The sequence below is a fragment of the Prevotella herbatica genome, from assembly GCF_017347605.1.
GTDB classification, from domain to species: domain Bacteria; phylum Bacteroidota; class Bacteroidia; order Bacteroidales; family Bacteroidaceae; genus Prevotella; species Prevotella herbatica.
Genome location: NZ_AP024484.1, coordinates 1276172 through 1294567 on the forward strand (window position 1 = coordinate 1276172; position 18396 = coordinate 1294567).

At 37.4% G+C, this 18396-nt stretch carries 10 protein-coding genes; 6 read left to right on the plus strand and 4 right to left on the minus strand.

Annotation, left to right across the window (positions count from 1 at the left end; genetic code table 11):
- Positions 1-105 precede the first annotated feature (105 nt).
- Positions 106-2898 carry a TonB-dependent receptor gene (locus prwr041_RS04810; RefSeq protein ID WP_207155207.1) on the plus strand — a complete coding sequence of 931 codons (2793 nt, stop codon included), beginning with the start codon at positions 106-108 and terminating at the stop codon, positions 2896-2898.
- A gap of 5 nt (positions 2899-2903) precedes the next feature.
- Positions 2904-3863 (plus strand): metallophosphoesterase, encoded by a 960-nt coding sequence (locus prwr041_RS04815; protein ID WP_207155208.1) that lies wholly within the window; start codon positions 2904-2906, stop codon positions 3861-3863.
- A gap of 863 nt (positions 3864-4726) precedes the next feature.
- Here prwr041_RS04815 and prwr041_RS04820 read toward each other — a convergent pair.
- The gene (locus prwr041_RS04820) at positions 4727-5278 is read right to left on the minus strand and encodes a 3'-5' exonuclease (RefSeq protein ID WP_207155209.1); all 552 of its coding nucleotides are present in this window, start codon (positions 5276-5278) and stop codon (positions 4727-4729) included.
- A 212-nt stretch (positions 5279-5490) separates the two neighbouring features.
- Between prwr041_RS04820 and prwr041_RS04825 the strand changes: the two genes are divergently transcribed.
- Both prwr041_RS04825 and prwr041_RS04830 read left to right on the plus strand, forming a co-directional pair.
- Positions 5491-7008 (plus strand): right-handed parallel beta-helix repeat-containing protein, encoded by a 1518-nt coding sequence (locus tag prwr041_RS04825; RefSeq protein WP_207155210.1) that lies wholly within the window; start codon positions 5491-5493, stop codon positions 7006-7008.
- 136 nt (positions 7009-7144) lie between these two features.
- Positions 7145-7582, plus strand: coding sequence for a DUF4890 domain-containing protein (locus prwr041_RS04830; RefSeq protein ID WP_207155211.1), 438 nt, complete (start codon positions 7145-7147; stop codon positions 7580-7582).
- A 76-nt stretch (positions 7583-7658) separates the two neighbouring features.
- Here the strand turns inward: prwr041_RS04830 and bla are convergent, their stop codons facing one another.
- Together bla and rnr are read right to left on the minus strand one after the other, a co-directional pair.
- Positions 7659-8531 (minus strand): class A beta-lactamase, encoded by an 873-nt coding sequence (gene bla / locus prwr041_RS04835; RefSeq protein ID WP_207155212.1) that lies wholly within the window; start codon positions 8529-8531, stop codon positions 7659-7661.
- 216 nt (positions 8532-8747) lie between these two features.
- Positions 8748-10943 (minus strand): ribonuclease R, encoded by a 2196-nt coding sequence (gene rnr, locus prwr041_RS04840; RefSeq protein ID WP_207155213.1) that lies wholly within the window; start codon positions 10941-10943, stop codon positions 8748-8750.
- Between the two features lie 211 nt (positions 10944-11154).
- Here rnr and prwr041_RS04845 point away from each other — a divergent pair, with 211 nt between their 5' ends.
- Together prwr041_RS04845 and prwr041_RS04850 are read left to right on the plus strand one after the other, a co-directional pair.
- The gene (locus prwr041_RS04845; RefSeq protein WP_207155214.1) at positions 11155-13557 is read left to right on the plus strand and encodes a glycoside hydrolase family 31 protein; all 2403 of its coding nucleotides are present in this window, start codon (positions 11155-11157) and stop codon (positions 13555-13557) included.
- 104 nt (positions 13558-13661) lie between these two features.
- Entirely contained in the window at positions 13662-15269 is a 1608-nt protein-coding gene (locus prwr041_RS04850) for a glycoside hydrolase family 43 protein (protein ID WP_207155582.1), read from the plus strand.
- A gap of 62 nt (positions 15270-15331) precedes the next feature.
- Here prwr041_RS04850 and prwr041_RS04855 read toward each other — a convergent pair whose 3' ends face one another.
- Complete coding sequence (locus prwr041_RS04855; RefSeq protein ID WP_237072306.1) at positions 15332-18394, minus strand: exo-rhamnogalacturonan lyase family protein; 3063 nt, start codon at positions 18392-18394, stop codon at positions 15332-15334.
- Positions 18395-18396: the final 2 nt, after the last annotated feature.

Here is an 18396-nt window from a genome sequence, read left to right on the forward strand (position 1 = left end):
TGTAAATGAATTGTAAAGATTACGATTCAGACTCTTAATAGAATGTTTACAAATTCTTAACGTGTAAACCATAACTTTGCACCTGAAATTAAAAACAAGATAAACATGAAGCATGTATACAAGGTACTAACGGTTATTTTATTTTACACATCATTATGTAACGGAATGTTTGCCGAGCAAGGTGCAGACTTTAAAGCCAACGGAACAGTAAAAGGGAGAATAACAGACTCGTCTAAACAAACATTGCCAGGAGCAACTGTTATTGTTGAAAGTATTCATACTGGTGTGACCAGTGATGCAAATGGATATTACACTTTGTCTAATCTAAGGCCAGGAATTTATGATGTAAAGGTATCTTATGTTGGATACACTCCAAAGGTAATAAAGATAAAAGTAATTAATGGTAAAACTTTAGAAGAGAATATTACTCTTGATGAAGGTGCAACCTTGCATGAGATAAATATAACAGGTGCATTCTCTGGACAAAGACGTGCATTACAACAGCAAAAGAGTAAAATGGGAATTGTAAATGTCGTTCCAGCAGATCAAGTGGGCAAGTTCCCTGATTCAAATATTGGTGATGCTCTAAAAAGAATTAGCGGTGTTAACGTCCAATATGACCAAGGTGAGGCGAGGTATGGTCAGGTTCGTGGAACTTCTGCCGATTATACTTCGGTAACTATCGATGGAGACAGACTACCTTCTGCCAGTGGAGACACACGTAACATTCAATTGGATTTGATTCCTGCAGATATGATACAAACCATAGAACTTAACAAGGTTGTTACTTCAGATATGGATGGTGATGCGATTGGCGGAGAGATAAACCTTATTACAAAGAGTACTCCTAGCCATAGAGTACTTAATGCCACTGTAGGTAGTGGATATAACTGGATTAGTGACAAACCTCAACTTAACCTTGGACTCACCTATGGTAACAGATTCTTTAAAAACAAACTAGGCATAATGCTTGCGGCTTCATATCAGTATGCTCCAGGAGGTTCTGATAACACAGAATTTACTTACGTAAACGACGGGAAAAATAATATTATTCTGAATAAAGCAGAAGTAAGACAATACTATGTCACCCGTGAACGCCAAAGCTATTCAGCAGCTTTTGACTATAAATTCAATCCTGCTAATAAAATATGGTTTAAAGCTATATACAATAAGAGAAATGACTGGGAAAATCGTTATAGAATAACATACAAAAAATTAGATAGTAGCGACAAAAAACAGTCGGTAGTTCTTCAAACTAAAGGTGGAGATAACGGTGATGATAAGAATGCCAGATTAGAACGACAGCAAACATACGATTTCAACTTAGGAGGAGAGCATGAATTAAGTGCTTTAGCAATTAATTGGGGAGTATCTTATTCCAGAGCTTCAGAAGATAAGCCTAATGAAAGATATTTCGGTATTTCACTGAAATCACCTTTCAGTAGTTCTTTTCAAGACGTATCAGGACGCCAACCTTATTCAAATATTAAAATTCCAGATATAGAAGGAAATAATTGGACTATCGACGAACTAACTAATTCAAATAGACATATTTACGAAAATGAATGGAAAGGTAAACTGGATTTTACTTTGCCGATAGGTAATGGAGGAGAATACGGCAAATTGAAATTCGGTGGAAAATTTGCGTCAAAGGTGAAAGACCGTGATACAAAAAATTATGAATATAAAGATGTGATAGGTGATGAATGGAAAAATCACCTGACTACTGAAGTCAGAAATGGTTTTATGCCTGGCAATCAATACCCTATTGGTACCGATTTTGTAAGCAAAAAATATCTTGGAAGCATTGACTTTAACAAACTTACAGGAACTGAAGTATTAGAAGATGCAGCAGGAAATTATCATGCTAATGAGAATATTAAAAGTGGATATGTAAGATACGATAGACAATTGGGTAAAAAATCAGATTTGATTATTGGATTTCGTGTTGAAAATACAAACTTGAAATATAGTGGTTTTAATCTAATTGCCGACAATGATGGAAATCAAAGTATAACAGCTACAGGATCTTTAAAAAATCATTATACAAATTTACTACCAAGTGTGTTGTATAAGTATAATGTTGACGATAACTGTAAACTGAGAGCTTCATTCACAAAGACACTTGCAAGACCCAAATACACAGATCTAATACCTAATGTTAATTATAATGTTCAAGATGCAACCGCTGAAATAGGAAATGAGAAATTGCGTCCCACTACTTGCAATAATTTTGATCTCAGCAGCGAATACTATTTCAAGAGCGTTGGACTTGTAAGCGTTGGAGTATTTTATAAGGACCTGCATAATGTAATCGTTACAGAGAAATGGGTTGGTTCCGCAAAAGAGCTACCATCAAACATTGGAAGTGCTGACTATGTTATCGAGAAACCAAATAACGCATACGATGGAGGAATTTTCGGAACAGAATTGGCTTATGAAAGAGACTTTGGTTTCATAACTCCAGCTTTAAAATGCATCGGTTTCTATGGTACATATACTTATACGCATAGTACCACTCGAAATTATAATTTTGAACATCGTGTGGTAGCAAATGGTGAGAAAATTAAGATGCAAGGAACTCCAGAACATACTGCTAATGCATCAATTTACTTTGAAAAGAGTGGCGTTAATATTAGATTATCTTATAATACAGCCTCTAGCTTTATTGATGAAATGGGTACAGAAGCTGCACTTGATAGATATTATGATCACGTAAATTATTTGGATTTGAACGCTAGCTTCACATTCGGAAAAAAATTCAAAACAACAATCTACGCCGATGCAACAAATCTATTGAACCAACCGTTAAGATATTATCAAGGAACAAAAGAAAGAACGATGCAAGTTGAATACTACGGCGCAAGAATTAATTGTGGAATTAAAATAAACTTATAAATAATATGAAAAATATCAGAAATTTTATACAGACAACTTTAGTTGTATCATCACTATTACTATTCAGTAGTTTTGTTAAAGCACAGACTCCTAATGAATGGAAAAAATTAAAAGATGATATCAATGTGTTCATGGTAAACGATATGGGCAGAAACGGATATTATGATCAAAAACCAATAGCAGAACTCATGGGAGAAATGGGAGAAACAATCGGACCTAAATGTATTATCGCTGCCGGAGACATCCATCATTTCAACGGAGTAGCATCAGTCAATGATCCATTATGGATGACAAATTTTGAACTGATATATTCTCATCCTGAACTTATGATAGATTGGTTCCCAGTCTTGGGAAATCATGAATATAGAGGTAATACCCAAGCTGTACTGGATTACGGAAAAATAAGTAGGAGATGGGTAATGCCAGCAAGATATTATACCAAAGTACTTCGTTCGGGAAATGCAACTTTAAGAATTCTATTCCTTGATACAACACCACTTATTAGCAGATATAGAAACGAAAGCGAAATATACCCCGATGCAAGCAAACAAGATCGACAGGCAGAACTTGATTGGATAGATGAAACGCTTAAAAACGCTAAAGAAGATTGGGTAATATGCGTGGGGCATCATCCAATATATGCAGACACAGGAAAGGATACAGAAGAACGTACCGATATGCAGAAATATTTGCTACCAGTTCTTCATAAATATGGAAATGTTGCTATTTACGCATGTGGACATATACATAACTTTCAACACATTAAAAAAACAGGTGATAATATTGATTATGTTGTAAACTCATCTGCATCATTATCTCGCAAAAAAGTATCCAACATAGATGGTACTGTTTTCTGTAGCAACGATGATGGATTCTCAATAATAGCCGCATCGAAAAATGAGCTTAAAATGTATATGATTGACAAAAAGGGTGAAGTGATTCATACAATTACTAAGAGCAAATAAGCTTTCCTTTTTATAATGTGCAGGTTTATCGCTTCCACAGACTATTATTGTATGAATTGCGAAAACACAAAAAACAATAATACATAATATCAGGATGTTCTGATCTATAATAGTCAAGTAATGGCAAATACAACCTTTAAACACTAACAAAAAAACTTTTTTTGTTCAAAATCGCAAAATATCCTCCACACATAGCTTAAGCTATTATAAATCAGAACTTTAGCAGTGGAGGATAACCTCCACTATCATCCACTAACCTCCACTTATTTCTGAATAAATCACATATTAGAACAAGGAATGCCATTTTACATGGCGTTTCTACGATACAAAGTTTGCGTTTCTACGACATAAAGTTTCCATTTCTACGATCAAACGTTTGCGTTTCTACGATCAAACGTTTCCGTTCTATCGATCAAACGGAGTCTATTTCTACGTAAAACAGATGGAGTTTCTTTGAATTAATTAAAATCGCAGTAAGTATAATGTCTTTCATTCAAATATGGATATATCATACTTTGTTCTAGTTTCTAAAGTATTATAATATCTACAAAAGTAAGGAATGATAAATACTTCAAGGAGTTTATGTAAACATATATTATCTTTTATTATTTTCAACAATTCATATTTATGCTTAGCACCAGCTATATATTTCTTATTGCTTTACAAAAAGGTGGAGGATAGTGGAGGTTAGTGGAAGATAACCTCCACTCTTAACATATTGCATATCAGATTATATCACTATGCGTGGAGGTTTTTAGGCAGTTTTAAACTCTTGGGTGATTTTTATATTTCAACGAATTTATTGCGTAAGGAAAAATCATCTATAAAAAAGAACATAAAGCACGTTGTTCGTTAATGAATCGTTATAACATTCCATTACAATAGTCCATTTCTTCTAGTTCAGCCCAACCTGCATCCTTTATTTCCCGTAGAAATAATTGGGCACACATGTTAGCATCATCTCCAGCCCGGTGATGAGTACCATAAGGGATTTCAAACTGGTCACATAGGTAATCTAACTTATTGCACCCGAAATCGTAGAGATGGCGAGCTGCACGCAATGAACAATAATATGTGATATCAGGATGTGCCAATCCATAATATTCTAAGGATTTACGAATGCAACTGATGTCGAAAGCGGCATTGTGGGCAACGAGTACAGGACAATCATTAAGGTATTGTCCTATTTCATTCCACACATCAGGAAATTCGGGAGCATCTTCTGTGTCTTGGGGATGTATGCCATGAATCTGTATGTTCCAGAAGCTATATTGATTGTCTTCAGGACGTACCAACCATGATTTAGTTTCAACCACTTTGCTATCTTTCACAACACAGATACCAGCTTCGCAAATGGAAGTACGCTTACCTGTAGCGGTTTCAAAATCTATTGCTATAAAATCTATTCCTTGCATTCCTTACTTATATTTCTTTATAATACGATGTCTCGTATTTCAAATGTAGGATACAAAAATAATAAAAACATAACTAATCACGACACAAAACATCAAAAATAACACTTTGTTAAAATTATATCTGCTAACATTAATTATAATCAAAGATAATATCACTAAACGACTATTTATATATCTTTGCGTATTAGAAATAATCTACAAATAACAATAGCATGAAACTAAAACAAAACTTATTAATGACGATGTTTATCTTATGTCCATTTGCGATGAACGCAACAGACTACTACACCGCACCTAATGCTACAGGAGACGGTACCAGTGCAGATTCTCCAATGACATTAACTACTGCGATAGACAAGCTCGTTGCTGGCGACAACCTGTATCTGCTTGACGGACAATACGACTTAACCTCCACTATTAGAATAAATAAATCAGGAACGGAAAACAACATGATATTCATAGGCGCATACAAAAACAGCAAACCTATTCTGGATTTCAGGAAGGAAACTTATGGAAGTCATGGTGTTGATCTTAATGCAGACTATGTACATATAAAAGGAATAATAGTGAGATATGCCGGCAAACAAGGATTCCAGAACAATGGTTCATATAACATGATGGAATTAATGGATGTATATGGTAACAGCGATACTGGAATACAACAAAAAGGAGGCAAAAGCAACGTTATACAGAACTGTGACTCACATGATAACTTTGACTATGAAAAAGGTGGCATCATGGCTGCAGACTTTGGAGGTAATGCTGACGGATTTGGAGACAAGCAATACGAGGCATCTCCAGGAAACACGTATATTGGATGCAGATCATGGAATAATTCTGATGACGGATGGGACTTCTATCAACGTATTGGAGGAACGACTGTATTCATAAACTGTATCTGTTTTCAAAACGGTCCTGCTACTTTCGACTTGAGTAATTTCCCCAGACTGGAGAAAGACGCAGCATGGTTTAATCAGTTTACCGGAGACGGAATAACGATTACCGATGACAATGATAAAACCCACAAATGCTCATTAAAGGAATATTACAACAACGGAAATGGAAACGGATTCAAAATTGGCGGAGCGAATACAAAGCATGATGTATTGCTGTTCCGTTGCCTTTCTATTGGAAACTCTGTAAAAGGTTTCGACCAGAACAGTGACGGTGGCAAGATACAGATATACAACTGCACATCATACGCTAACGGAAACAATGGCGGAAGTAACTATGGTTTCTACAATGACAATGGTTATAGCCTTGATATAGAAAACTGTATTAGTCTTGATTCAAAGGGGACTAACTCGTTTAAATGCAGCAACCTTGTGAATGAGAACAACACATGGAACTCTGGATTCAGTGTAAGTAATTCTGATTTTGCAAGTATAGACACATCAAAGGTGCTTGCCTCACGCAATAGCGACGGAAGTATTGCCGAGAGTTCATTGCTTCATCTAAGTCCTGGTTCACAACTTATTGGCGCAGGAGCAGACCTTACTGCAAAACTTACAGAGGTGACTGTCAGGGGATATCGTATTGGCAACACAAAAGACATTGGCTACATTGAATATAGTTCTACTGCTGCCGTGGATAATATAAAAGGAGATGATGCAAATGGCAACATTGCAGCCATATATACTATCAACGGAATGCGTACCAACAGCATACAGAAAAGAGGACTCTATATAATTAGATATAATACTGGGAAGACAAGTAAGGCTGTTGAATGATGTTTTGTACAAAACCAGATGTTTCACTTAAAAAAACAACCTGTTGACTGAATTATTTTTGAATTATTGAAACGAGGGCATATATTTGCATAAAGTTTAAAAATCAAACAATCGTAAAATCAACAAAAAGAGAATTATGAAAAAGATTATGTTAACAATGATTGCCGCAATGACTATGTCACTGGCAATGGCTCAAAATCCTTCAGACGGTAGACCTAAAAATCACCCAGAGCCAATGACTGTGGAACAGATAACAACACTGATGCAAAACAAACTTGGGCTTACAGATGAACAGTATGCTAAGGTTAAGGCTTTGAACGATAAATACGCCGACATACTCAAAGGTCATCAAGGAATGAGAGGTCAGCGTCCTCCTAGAATGGGGAATATTGATAATAGCGAGTTTCCGCAGATGACAGAAGAGATGAAGAAGATGATAGAAGAACATCGCGCAAAGAAGCAGGCTTATGAAAATGAATTGAAGGCAATTTTATCTTCAAGTCAATATACAACATACCAAAGCATGATGCCACAGCGCAGACACAGAGGACCAGCCGAAGGAAACGACAAATAGATTATTTCACTAAATATCAAATACCCCCGAGAGTATGACAATTAACTTTCGGGGGTATTTTAATATCTATATTCGATTACTTTTTATTTTCAGCTATGATTTTCCCAATCTCAGCTATAATATTATAGTTCGTGTCAGAAGTCTCTTTAGAATCTTTAATAAATATAGCATAGGCTACGGCCTTTTTATTTGGGAAGACCATTATGCCAACATCATTATTAACAGCAGTTCCATTCTTTATATTTGGAGCAGATCCCGTTTTATGTATAACAGCAATTCCTTTTGGCAGTTTATTTTTAATAGAGCCAGTAGCTGTCTTTTTCATTGTCTCCCACAAAAAATTCTGAGTAGCAGGTTTCAACAAACTATGTTTATAGAACATTGTTAGCAAATTTATAGCCTCATTAGGAGTTGTCCAATTTTGAACTTGTTTATCAGGCTTTGCTTGTTGTTCCGCCTCGTTTATCTTAATTGTCATATTTTCAATTCCGATAGACCTTAAATAATGATTAACAGATGAAGCACCTCCATTGTTTTTCAGAAGGACGTCACACCCAATATTATCACTGATAGCTACCATATAATAGATGATATCAGAAAGTGCCATTTTAATATTTCCATTTGGATATTTCTCTTGTATAGTACTCCATGTTTTTTTCTTTAATTCTGCAGAACTAATAAATATTGAGTCACTAAGTTTTATCTTATCATTGTCAACATCATTTAAAACTTTTAGAGCTATCGGAAATTTGAATACACTCTGCATCGGGAAATGCTCTTCACCATTAATAACAACAGACTCGTTGCTATTAAGGTCTAATATTGCTACCCCTATTCCTGCATTCTTATTATTGATAACATTGTTTATCTTATCTTTAATAGTACTTATCTGTGAAAAAGAACTGATGGAGATTAACACGAGTAAAAATGAAAGTTTAAATCTTCTCATATATTTATTTTATATAATTATCTATTCTGATTGCAAAGATAAACGCATTAAGTTAAAGTTGATACATTTACAAATTAATTTTTAAATATAATTCTAACCTTTAGCTTTACTTAACCACAGAATTTGCGTTTATCTTATTAAAAAAGCTGAGAGTGAAATATTCATTCTCAGCTTTTTATATTTAAGTTGAACAACTATGTCCTGAAGAATACCGAATTATTCGCTAAGCCCGAAATCAAGCTGTTTTCTTTCAAGATTGGCTTTTGCAACTTTAATCTTAATAGGGTCACCAAGCTGGTATGTATGGTGATGACGACGACCACGCAAACAGAAATTACGCTCGTCAAAATCATAATAGTCATCATCCAAATCACGCATAGGTATCATTCCCTCGCAATGGTTTTCGTCTATTTCTGCATAGACTCCATAACTTGTGATACCACTGATATGAGCATCAAAGACTTCTCCAAGTTTATCACTCATAAACTCTACCATCTTATATTTTATAGAATCTCGTTCGGCATTCTGAGAGATAATTTCCATATCAGAACAATGCTCACAAAGTTCCTCGTAATGCTTCTCGTTTGCACTTCGTCCACCTTCTGCATATCTTGTAAGAAGACGATGTACCATTGTGTCAGGATATCTACGTATAGGACTCGTGAAATGAGTGTAATAGTCGAAAGCCAATCCAAAGTGTCCGATATTGTGAACACTATATTTTGCCTTCATCATTGCACGCAAGGCAACAGACTGAATCATCTTCTGTTCTGGTTTTCCATCACAGTCATCCATCAACTTGTTAAGACTACGTGCAGTAGCGCCCTTAGTTCCTTCTGTCTTTACCCTATATCCGAATTTAACGATAAACTGGCGCAGTGTTTCCAACTTCTGTGGATCAGGATTGTCATGAATACGATAAGGAAGCGTCTTTGCCTTTGCACCATTCTTCACCTTGCCGATACTCTCAGCAACAGTTCGGTTGGCAAGAAGCATGAATTCCTCAACAAGTTTGTTAGCATCTTTTGAACGCTTGAAATAGCAACGTGTAGGTTTGCCTGTCTCATCAATATCGAAATGAAGTTCCTCACGATCAAACTTAACAGCACCATTCTTAAAGCGTTTAGCACGAAACATCTTTGCAATTCTGTCGAGCATAATCAACTGATCAGCATTCTCGCCCTTATATCCTCCAACTGGAGCTACAGGAGCTGGTTCGCCAGTACCGTCTACGACGCCATTATCCTCAAGCAGTTGCTGAACCTCTTCGTAAGCATATCTTCTATTGCTTCGGATTATAGTATGAACTACTCTCCAACTCTTTATGTTAGCCTCTTCATCAATATTGAATATAACGCTATACGTAAGTTTATCCTCATCTGGTCGTAAAGAGCAGATAAAATTGCACAAGCGTTCAGGTAACATCGGTATCGTGCGGTCTACAAGATAAATACTTGTGGCACGTTTTACAGCCTCCTTATCTATGATAGAACCCTCAGTTACATAATGGCTTACATCAGCAATATGAACACCGACCTGCCATAAACCTTTATCAAGCAATTTAATTGAAAGAGCATCATCAAAGTCCTTTGCGTCTTTAGGGTCAATAGTACAAGTGAACACATCACGGAAATCTTCACGTTCAGCCTCATCCTGTTTTGTGATTTCACCCGTAATGCTGTTAGCGGCATCTTCCACTACTTTAGGATATTTATAGGGTAGTCCATATTGTGCGAGAATAGTATTCATCTCCACATCATTGTCGCCAGTCTGTCCCAACACATCAATAACTTCACCTATAAGGTTCTTATGCTCAGCATCAGGCCATTGAGTAATCTTTACAATAGCCTTGTCATCACTTTGTCCACCTTTAAGTTTACTCTTCGGGATGATGATGTCATGAACAAACGTGTTTTCAGGAGTTACAAGATAAGCAAGACTCTTGTCTACACGAAGCCTACCAACAAACTGATCTTTCTTTCTTTCAAGAATTTCTATCACCTGTGCTTCCTTGATATGTTTCTCACGACGAGCCATGAAACTTACTTTCACGCGATCACCATTAAGCGCCCACATTGAGTTGCGTTCAGAAACAAATATAGGGGAACCCCCATCCTCAGGCAAGAATGAATTTTTACCATTAGACTTTCTGAGAAAAGTACCTTCCTGCAGCTGTCCCTTTGTATTCAAAGTATATGAACTATCTGTAACCTTCGTAATAAAATCATCCCAGACCATTTCTTCCATTATATCAATGGCAAGCATCTTTAGTGGATGAGTGTCTAATCTTAGGGTACGGAATATCTCCTTAAAACTCAGCGTTTTACCTGGCTGAGAAGAGAAGAAACCTTGCAATTGTTCGCTCAGCTGCTTCTTTGTCATGCGTTTACCGCCTTTTTTCCCTTTTCCCATATTTATATGTTCTTAATTATTTTTCTTTCCACAAAGTAACAAAAAAGAAATGACAAAAACAATATTTATTAGGTTTTATTTTATTATTGTAAGCAATGTTACACCGCAAAAAGAATTTGAAACATAATCATTGGCTAAAATAAAAAATAATATTGTATATTTGCACATATTAAATAAAGACATTGAATTAATATTATTTTTAAAATATATCATGATATTTAGAAAACTATTTCTGATAGGGTTTATAGGCATTGCCTTAACCACAACAGCAAAAAACGAAGTGGAATTTACCACTAAGTCATGCGACATCAAGGTGGAGTTCTACACTCCGTCTATCGTGAGGATTGTAAAGGTCCCCAAGGGTCACACTTTCAACAAGAAAAGTCTTGTTGTTATTGCCAATCCGTTAGATGTGGCAATAACTAGAAATGGCAACAAGATTACAAGTGATTCTTTAAGCATAACTGTTGACAATCTGGGTAGAATTACTTTCAAAAACAAAAAAGGAAAGCTACTTTTGAAAGAAAAAAACAGTAATTTTGTTTTACGTACAGATGGCGCTGATAAAGGAGCATACAAAGTTAGTCAGACTTTCTCATTGGAAAAAGACGAACCGGTATATGGTCTTGGAACAATACAAAACGGCATTCTCAGCCGCCGAAACACTCACAAACTTATGGAACAGTCTAATTTGGAAGACTTTCAGAATGTTGTGCAGTCAATAAAAGGTTGGGGACTATACTGGGACAACTATTCACCGACGAACTATGACGACGACGCAAATGGAATGTCATTATCATCAGAAGTGGGAGACGGAATGGATTATTATTTCATGTACGGCAAGAATGCCGACGGAGTGATATCACAGATGAGACATCTTTCAGGTAAGGTTCCGATGTTCCCTTTATGGACTTTCGGATATTGGCAGAGCAAGGAGAGATACAAGAGCAGCAAGGAAGTTGTTGACGTAGTAGATAAATACAGAGAACTGCATGTTCCTCTTGACGGAATAATACAGGACTGGCAATATTGGGGAAGCAACTATAACTGGAACGCAATGGAATTTCTTGCCGACGATTATCTTGATGGAGCAAAGATGATTGAAAAGGTACACAGCAAGAACGCACATTTCATGATATCTATATGGGCAAGTTTCGGACCTATGACAAAAGCATACAAACAACTAAACGAGAAAGGACTGTTGTTTGATTTCCAAACTTGGCCACAAAGTGGACTCACCCCTTGGCCACCCCGTATGGACTATCCATCAGGAGTGTGTGTATATGATGCTTTCAGCCAAGACGCACGTGATATATATTGGCAAAACCTAAAGCGTCTTTTTAATCTAGGCGTTGATGCTTGGTGGATGGACTCTACAGATCCTGACTTCTTCAATCCAACAGAACATGACTATGAACATAAAGCTGGCAACGGAACATGGCGTAGCCTAAGAAACGCATTCCCACTATGTACAGTTGGTGGAGTTTATGACAGCCAGCGCAAAGAAAATAGTAATAAGCGTGTGTTTATCATGACACGCTCTGCCTTTGCAGGTCAACAAAGATATGGTTCAAATATGTGGAGCGGTGATGTGGCTTCGTCATGGGATATGCTGAGAAAGCAGATTCCTGCTGGACTTAACTTCTCTCTTACTGGTGACCCTAACTTCAACACAGACATAGGCGGTTTCTTCTGTGGCTCATATAATAACCATGGTAGCGGTTCTGCCACTCATAACCCACAATACCAAGAACTATATGTACGTTGGTTGCAATATGGTTTGTTCTGTCCTGTATTCAGAAGTCATGGAACAGACGCACCACGTGAAATTTATCAGTTTGGTAAGAAGGGCGAACCTATATACGACGCCATAGAGAAGATGATTAATCTTCGCTACCGACTGCTACCTTATATATATTCAACAGCATGGCAAGTAACCAGCAAAGACTACAGTTATATGCGCCCGCTATTTTCTGATTTTGCATCAGACCGCAAAGTATGGAATATGCCAGATGAATTCATGTTTGGAAGTTCTATCCTCGCAGCCCCAATAGTAGAAGCAAAATACACACAGGAAAAGATAATAAAAGAAAACGCTATGACTGGCTGGGACAGCAAAGAGGTCAAAGCGCAACCCGAGAGCACTGCGGCAAACTTCAATGAAAATAAGACCACACGTAAATATCTTCCTGCTGGAACGAAATGGTTTGACTTCTGGACAGGCAAGCAATACAACGGAGGTCAATATGTAAACATAAGCACATCTCTATCTGAGGTACCAATGTTTATGCGTGCAGGAAGCATTATTCCACTTGCGCCAGAAATGGAATATACTGGCGAAAAGAAATGGGACAACTTGGAAATAAGAATCTACCCTGGTGCAGACGGCAACTTTACGTTGTATGAAGACGAGGGTGATAATTATAATTACGAGAAAGGAATGTATGCCACTATAAATTTCCATTGGGACAATGCCAACAAAATCCTAACAATAGGTAAGCAAAAAGGCAACTATCCTGGAATAATAAAAGATAGGCAATTTAATATCGTAACGCCAAACGGTAAAAAGTATCACATTAATTACAACGGAAGCGAAATAAAGGCACATATTTAATAAAAAAAACTGCCATGTTACATAACAAAAAGTTTATGAAACATGGCAGTTTTCTTTGCATTATAAAAAGTTGTATTTTTGCGGGAACTAATATAATATTTGATATGATCCGTAATCGCTTTTTACTTTTTTTATTTCTTACATTGGCTGCATCCACTTGTTTTGGAAAGAACCAGAAAGAGAGTAGTAACATCACTAGTCGTCAATTCACAAATCCTGTGATTTGGGCAGATGCTCCAGACCCAGATGTGATAAGGGTTGGGGATTATTTTTATATGGTGACCACAACGATGCATCTTATGCCCGGAGCACCAATCATGCGATCTAAGGACTTAGTGAACTGGGAAACAGTTAACTACGTATTTGACAAACTTACGGATTCGCCAAAATACGACATGAAAGAGGGAACAGTATATGGTCGTGGGCAATGGGCTACATCACTTAAATATCATAAGGGCAGATTCTATGTTCTGTTTGCACCAAATGATAATCCTGGAGGCGATACATATATATATACTGCAAAGAATCCTACAGACAAATGGACTCTAGTTTCAAGAATGAAACATTTCCATGATGCCACACTATTTTTTGACGATGACGATCGTGCTTATGTTGTATATGGCACAGGACAGATGTGTGAGCTTACACCTGATTTGAAAGGTGTGAAAGAAGGCAGCGATGTGAAACTATTCAATCGTGAAGCTGACGAAACAGGACTTCTTGAGGGTAGCCGTATGATAAAGCATAACGGAAAATACTATCTGTTAATGATTTCATGGCCTGCTGGTAAGGCTCGCCACGAGGTATGCTATCGCTCAGAAAACATTCATGGTCCATTTGAGAAAAAGACTATTTTGGAAACTCCATTCGGAGGTTTTTCATACGTAGGTCAGGGTACAATCGTTGATGCAAAAGACGGGAAATGGTATGGAATAATTTTTCAGGATCGCGGTGGAGTCGGTCGTGTGTTGACTCTTGAACCATGTAAATGGATTAACGAATGGCCTATTCTCGGTGACGAAAAGGGGCACGTACCTGAGATCATGGACAAACCTATACAGGGATGTAAGACTACTGATATTGTAGGAAGCGATGACTTCAACAGTAAAAAACTAAATATGTATTGGCAATGGAATCACAACCCTATTGACAATGCGTGGTCATTATCAGAACGAAGTGGCTATCTTAGACTTAAAACTAGTCGCATATCAAATAGCATATTTGACGCACCCAACACTATATCACAGCGCATGAAGGGACCAAAGAGCAGTGCTATTATAAGTCTTGACATCAGCAAGATGAAAGATGGTGATAAGACTGGGGTCGCAGCTTTCAATGGTGATTCTGGTATCCTAACAATAAGCAAGACTGGTAAAAAGAATGTATTAACAATGAGTGAAGAGTCTGTTAGTCTCAGCGACCGTGCAAAAGCCATTACAGGAGTTAAGAAAAACGTAAAAGACAGTGTGGAGATTAAATCAAACAAGATTTATCTACGCATAGATGTAGACTTCAATCCAGGTAAGGACATTGCAAAGTTCTATTACAGCCTTAACAACAAGAATTGGAACAGAATAGGAAGCGATTACAAAATGATTTTCGACTATCGCCGTTTCTTTATGGGTACAAGATTTGCAATCTTCAATTATGCGACAAAACAAGCAGGCGGTTATGTTGATATGGACTTCTTTAAATTCAAAATGATGAAATAATAGTTTGATCAAACTATAAAAAAATCAAAGAAGGAACGATATCAACATAAGAGCCAAACTCTTTACTTCTCAGGAATAACTTCCAACATATAGATTGCATCAAGACTCCAAAGAGCAGCATCATTTGTTGAGAAGTTATCTATATCCTTAAGCAGGCTATTCCAAGCAGCGTTTCGCAGAACCTTATCGTTAAGCGAATAAGCTGCGAAAGCCTGCAGTCGTCTTACAGGGAAATGGTTATGATTCTTCGCAGCCATGAATTGATATCTACGAGCAAAATCAAGCCATGTATGTTCAAATTCAGGGACAGTTATCATCTGGCGCAGTTCATTCATTACTTCGAAACCGCCCATAATAGTCATTAAGTGATTTGTCTTCTTCATATTAACGTCACCCTCATAACTAATTATACCAGTTGCAGGATCATATCCTTTAGCAAGATTTCCTGTGAATATTCCGTCAGGAAGCGAAGAAATACTCTTCAGACCAGCAATAATCTTATTACGATATTTGGTATTACCCGTTCTCTCCCACTCTGTCATCCAGTTTCCTGCATAAGCAAGCCAGTCTGGACCAAAACGCAAACGAGCTGGCGCAGTACATGGATACTCAGAAATCGGCTCAGCAAGTCGCATCGGATCAATATGATATAACATCATATCAGCATCGGTTTCATCATGCATAATATCACCAAGTCGTTCGTCAGATGTTAGATAATATAGGAATCTATCAAAAGCTGACTGCGAGATTCTTGCCTCTTTAGCTCCGCATCCCCAATGACTTACATTATGGCGACTTCCTAGTCCTTTCATATCACCTAGATGGTATACATCTACTTCAGAGTTATGCCTTGTCATAGCCTCTGCCATCTTCCATATATCGGCACGTCCTGTACGAAGGAAACTATACCATAGCCAATCAGGACTTGCTAATTCTGTATTGTCCCACGCATATCCACCAACATCATAACGCCATTCTGAACGTTCTGGGGAATATGCATGCATGAAATCTCCATAATTCCAGAAGCCAAACCAATGATAATCTGCTACGGCTTTTTTATATGTTTCTATCCACCAATTAAGTTTATTCTCAACAACAGATGTTACCGAATCAGTACTTTGACGTGGCAACGACCAAATACCAAAAGCTTTCTTATCATGTAGATATTCAGCTGTAGGAAGTAGACGAGCATCGTCTGCTGAAACAATTGCATCTTGTTTCAAACGGAGTGTTCCCGGAACAGAAGAATATGGACGAAGCGTGATAATACTTGTACGCCCTACTCCATAAGGTTCACTCATACCTTTCTGAACATCCTCGTAACTAGACTCAAGTCCATGTGCCCTGACATCATAATGGCGCAAGTCCATAGGTTCAGCTTCAGGACTCCACAACCAAATAGTCATACGCCCCATATTTGTTCGTGCGCTATCTATCTGAAGTGTTGATGGATAACTTTGCCAGAAATCTTTTAATGTAGCAGAGATACCACCACTGACATCACCAACGTAAGCAAGTCCACATGATCTTGTGCCAGTAAAGGTTCCTATCCAAGGAGACTTACCTGTAGCACGTTTGCGAATGGTAAACGAACCATCATTAAGTTGTGACAGACGGAAACCATCCCAAGAAGCCCAATCATCCAGAAGGGTTTTCTGTTCATCATCAAAGGTTGAATATTCTGGTATGCGCAATCCTTTCATCTGGTCAGAAAGATAATTATGCTCTCTATCTAATTCGCGCCTACCATCAAGAGGCTGCACTGATTCTGTCCACACGCTATCCTCGCTAAAAGAAAATGCAACATGACGATTATAAACGGTTTCACGAAAAGGAACATTAAACTGAAGTCCCAAGCTCTTAATGAAATCATTATTCTGATTCCCGTCATAAACAAAGCTGTGTTGAATTTTGATTTGTTCACTTCCATAATATAGATAAAAGCGAAGTGTAAAAGGTAATGTCATGCTTGACCCTTTATCACCTATCAGGTGACCATTAACACGTACTACCGCCCTAATATTACCACAGTTCTCTATATAGGAAGTATCTATGACAGACTTATATGATGATAAAGATGTTGACGCTACGACATGTCCTTTGTCAGCTACCTTTATACCCTTATATATGATATAATCCATAAAACTATTCCCATGTCTTGGGAACAGCACTTTCATATTACCAGTATTTACAATAATTCCGTTTTTGGAAATGTCAACAAGTTTATGCTTTACATGCTGTCCATAACCAGCCTTTAATGTGGTAGCATTTACTCTTTTAGGTATTAAAGCAGAGAATGCAGCCCATTTAACACTTCCATCTTGCCAACGTGCATTTATCCAACTATCAACTGGAATATTGCTAATTCCATAATTACGTAATGACTTATCAGTAACTTCGCCCTTTGCAAAAGGCACACCGAATGTTACAGGCATAGCTACATCAGGAACATTTCCGACCCAATGGAGTGAAACGTCAGATAAGCTACTTCTATATGTGTGAAAATTAGCTATACGAGTATGTGAAAGGGTTGTGCGAAAACCAAACCAGCCCCGTTCAAGAGGCTTTGCATCAATATAATCGACGATGCATTCGCCATCAAAAAAATATCTTATTCTGTTTCCGACCTTCTCGATCTTGATATGATACCAATGATTTGCTTTAAGAAGATGTGAAGCATCTTTATATTCTCTAATTACAGGAGGTTGACCATTTCCTGTATAACGTCGGAAACGTGTGGTTGTATTATAGTTACCTCCATAACCTAGATAATACATCTGTAAAGCAGTCTGTCTACTAAAAACTCCACCTCTAGCAGCCATATTGGTCCAAATATTCTTGGCTTTTGGATCTGAAGCCATAAAGAAAGAGTTGAGGTCACTAAGTCTGTCATTTGGACCAGCCATTACAACTTGTGCATCAAACTCAACTGTGACATCACCATGAAGAGGGCTTACATTCCATAATGTAAGCCCTTTTGGGGAAACTATTTCCAAAGTATCACCACCATTCTGTATAACCTTATATTGTGATGATTCAGATTCAACACGCCATTTCTTCTGCCATGACTGCGCATTAGAGACTATACATACAGTCAGCAATAACAATGAAAACAGTTTCTTCATAA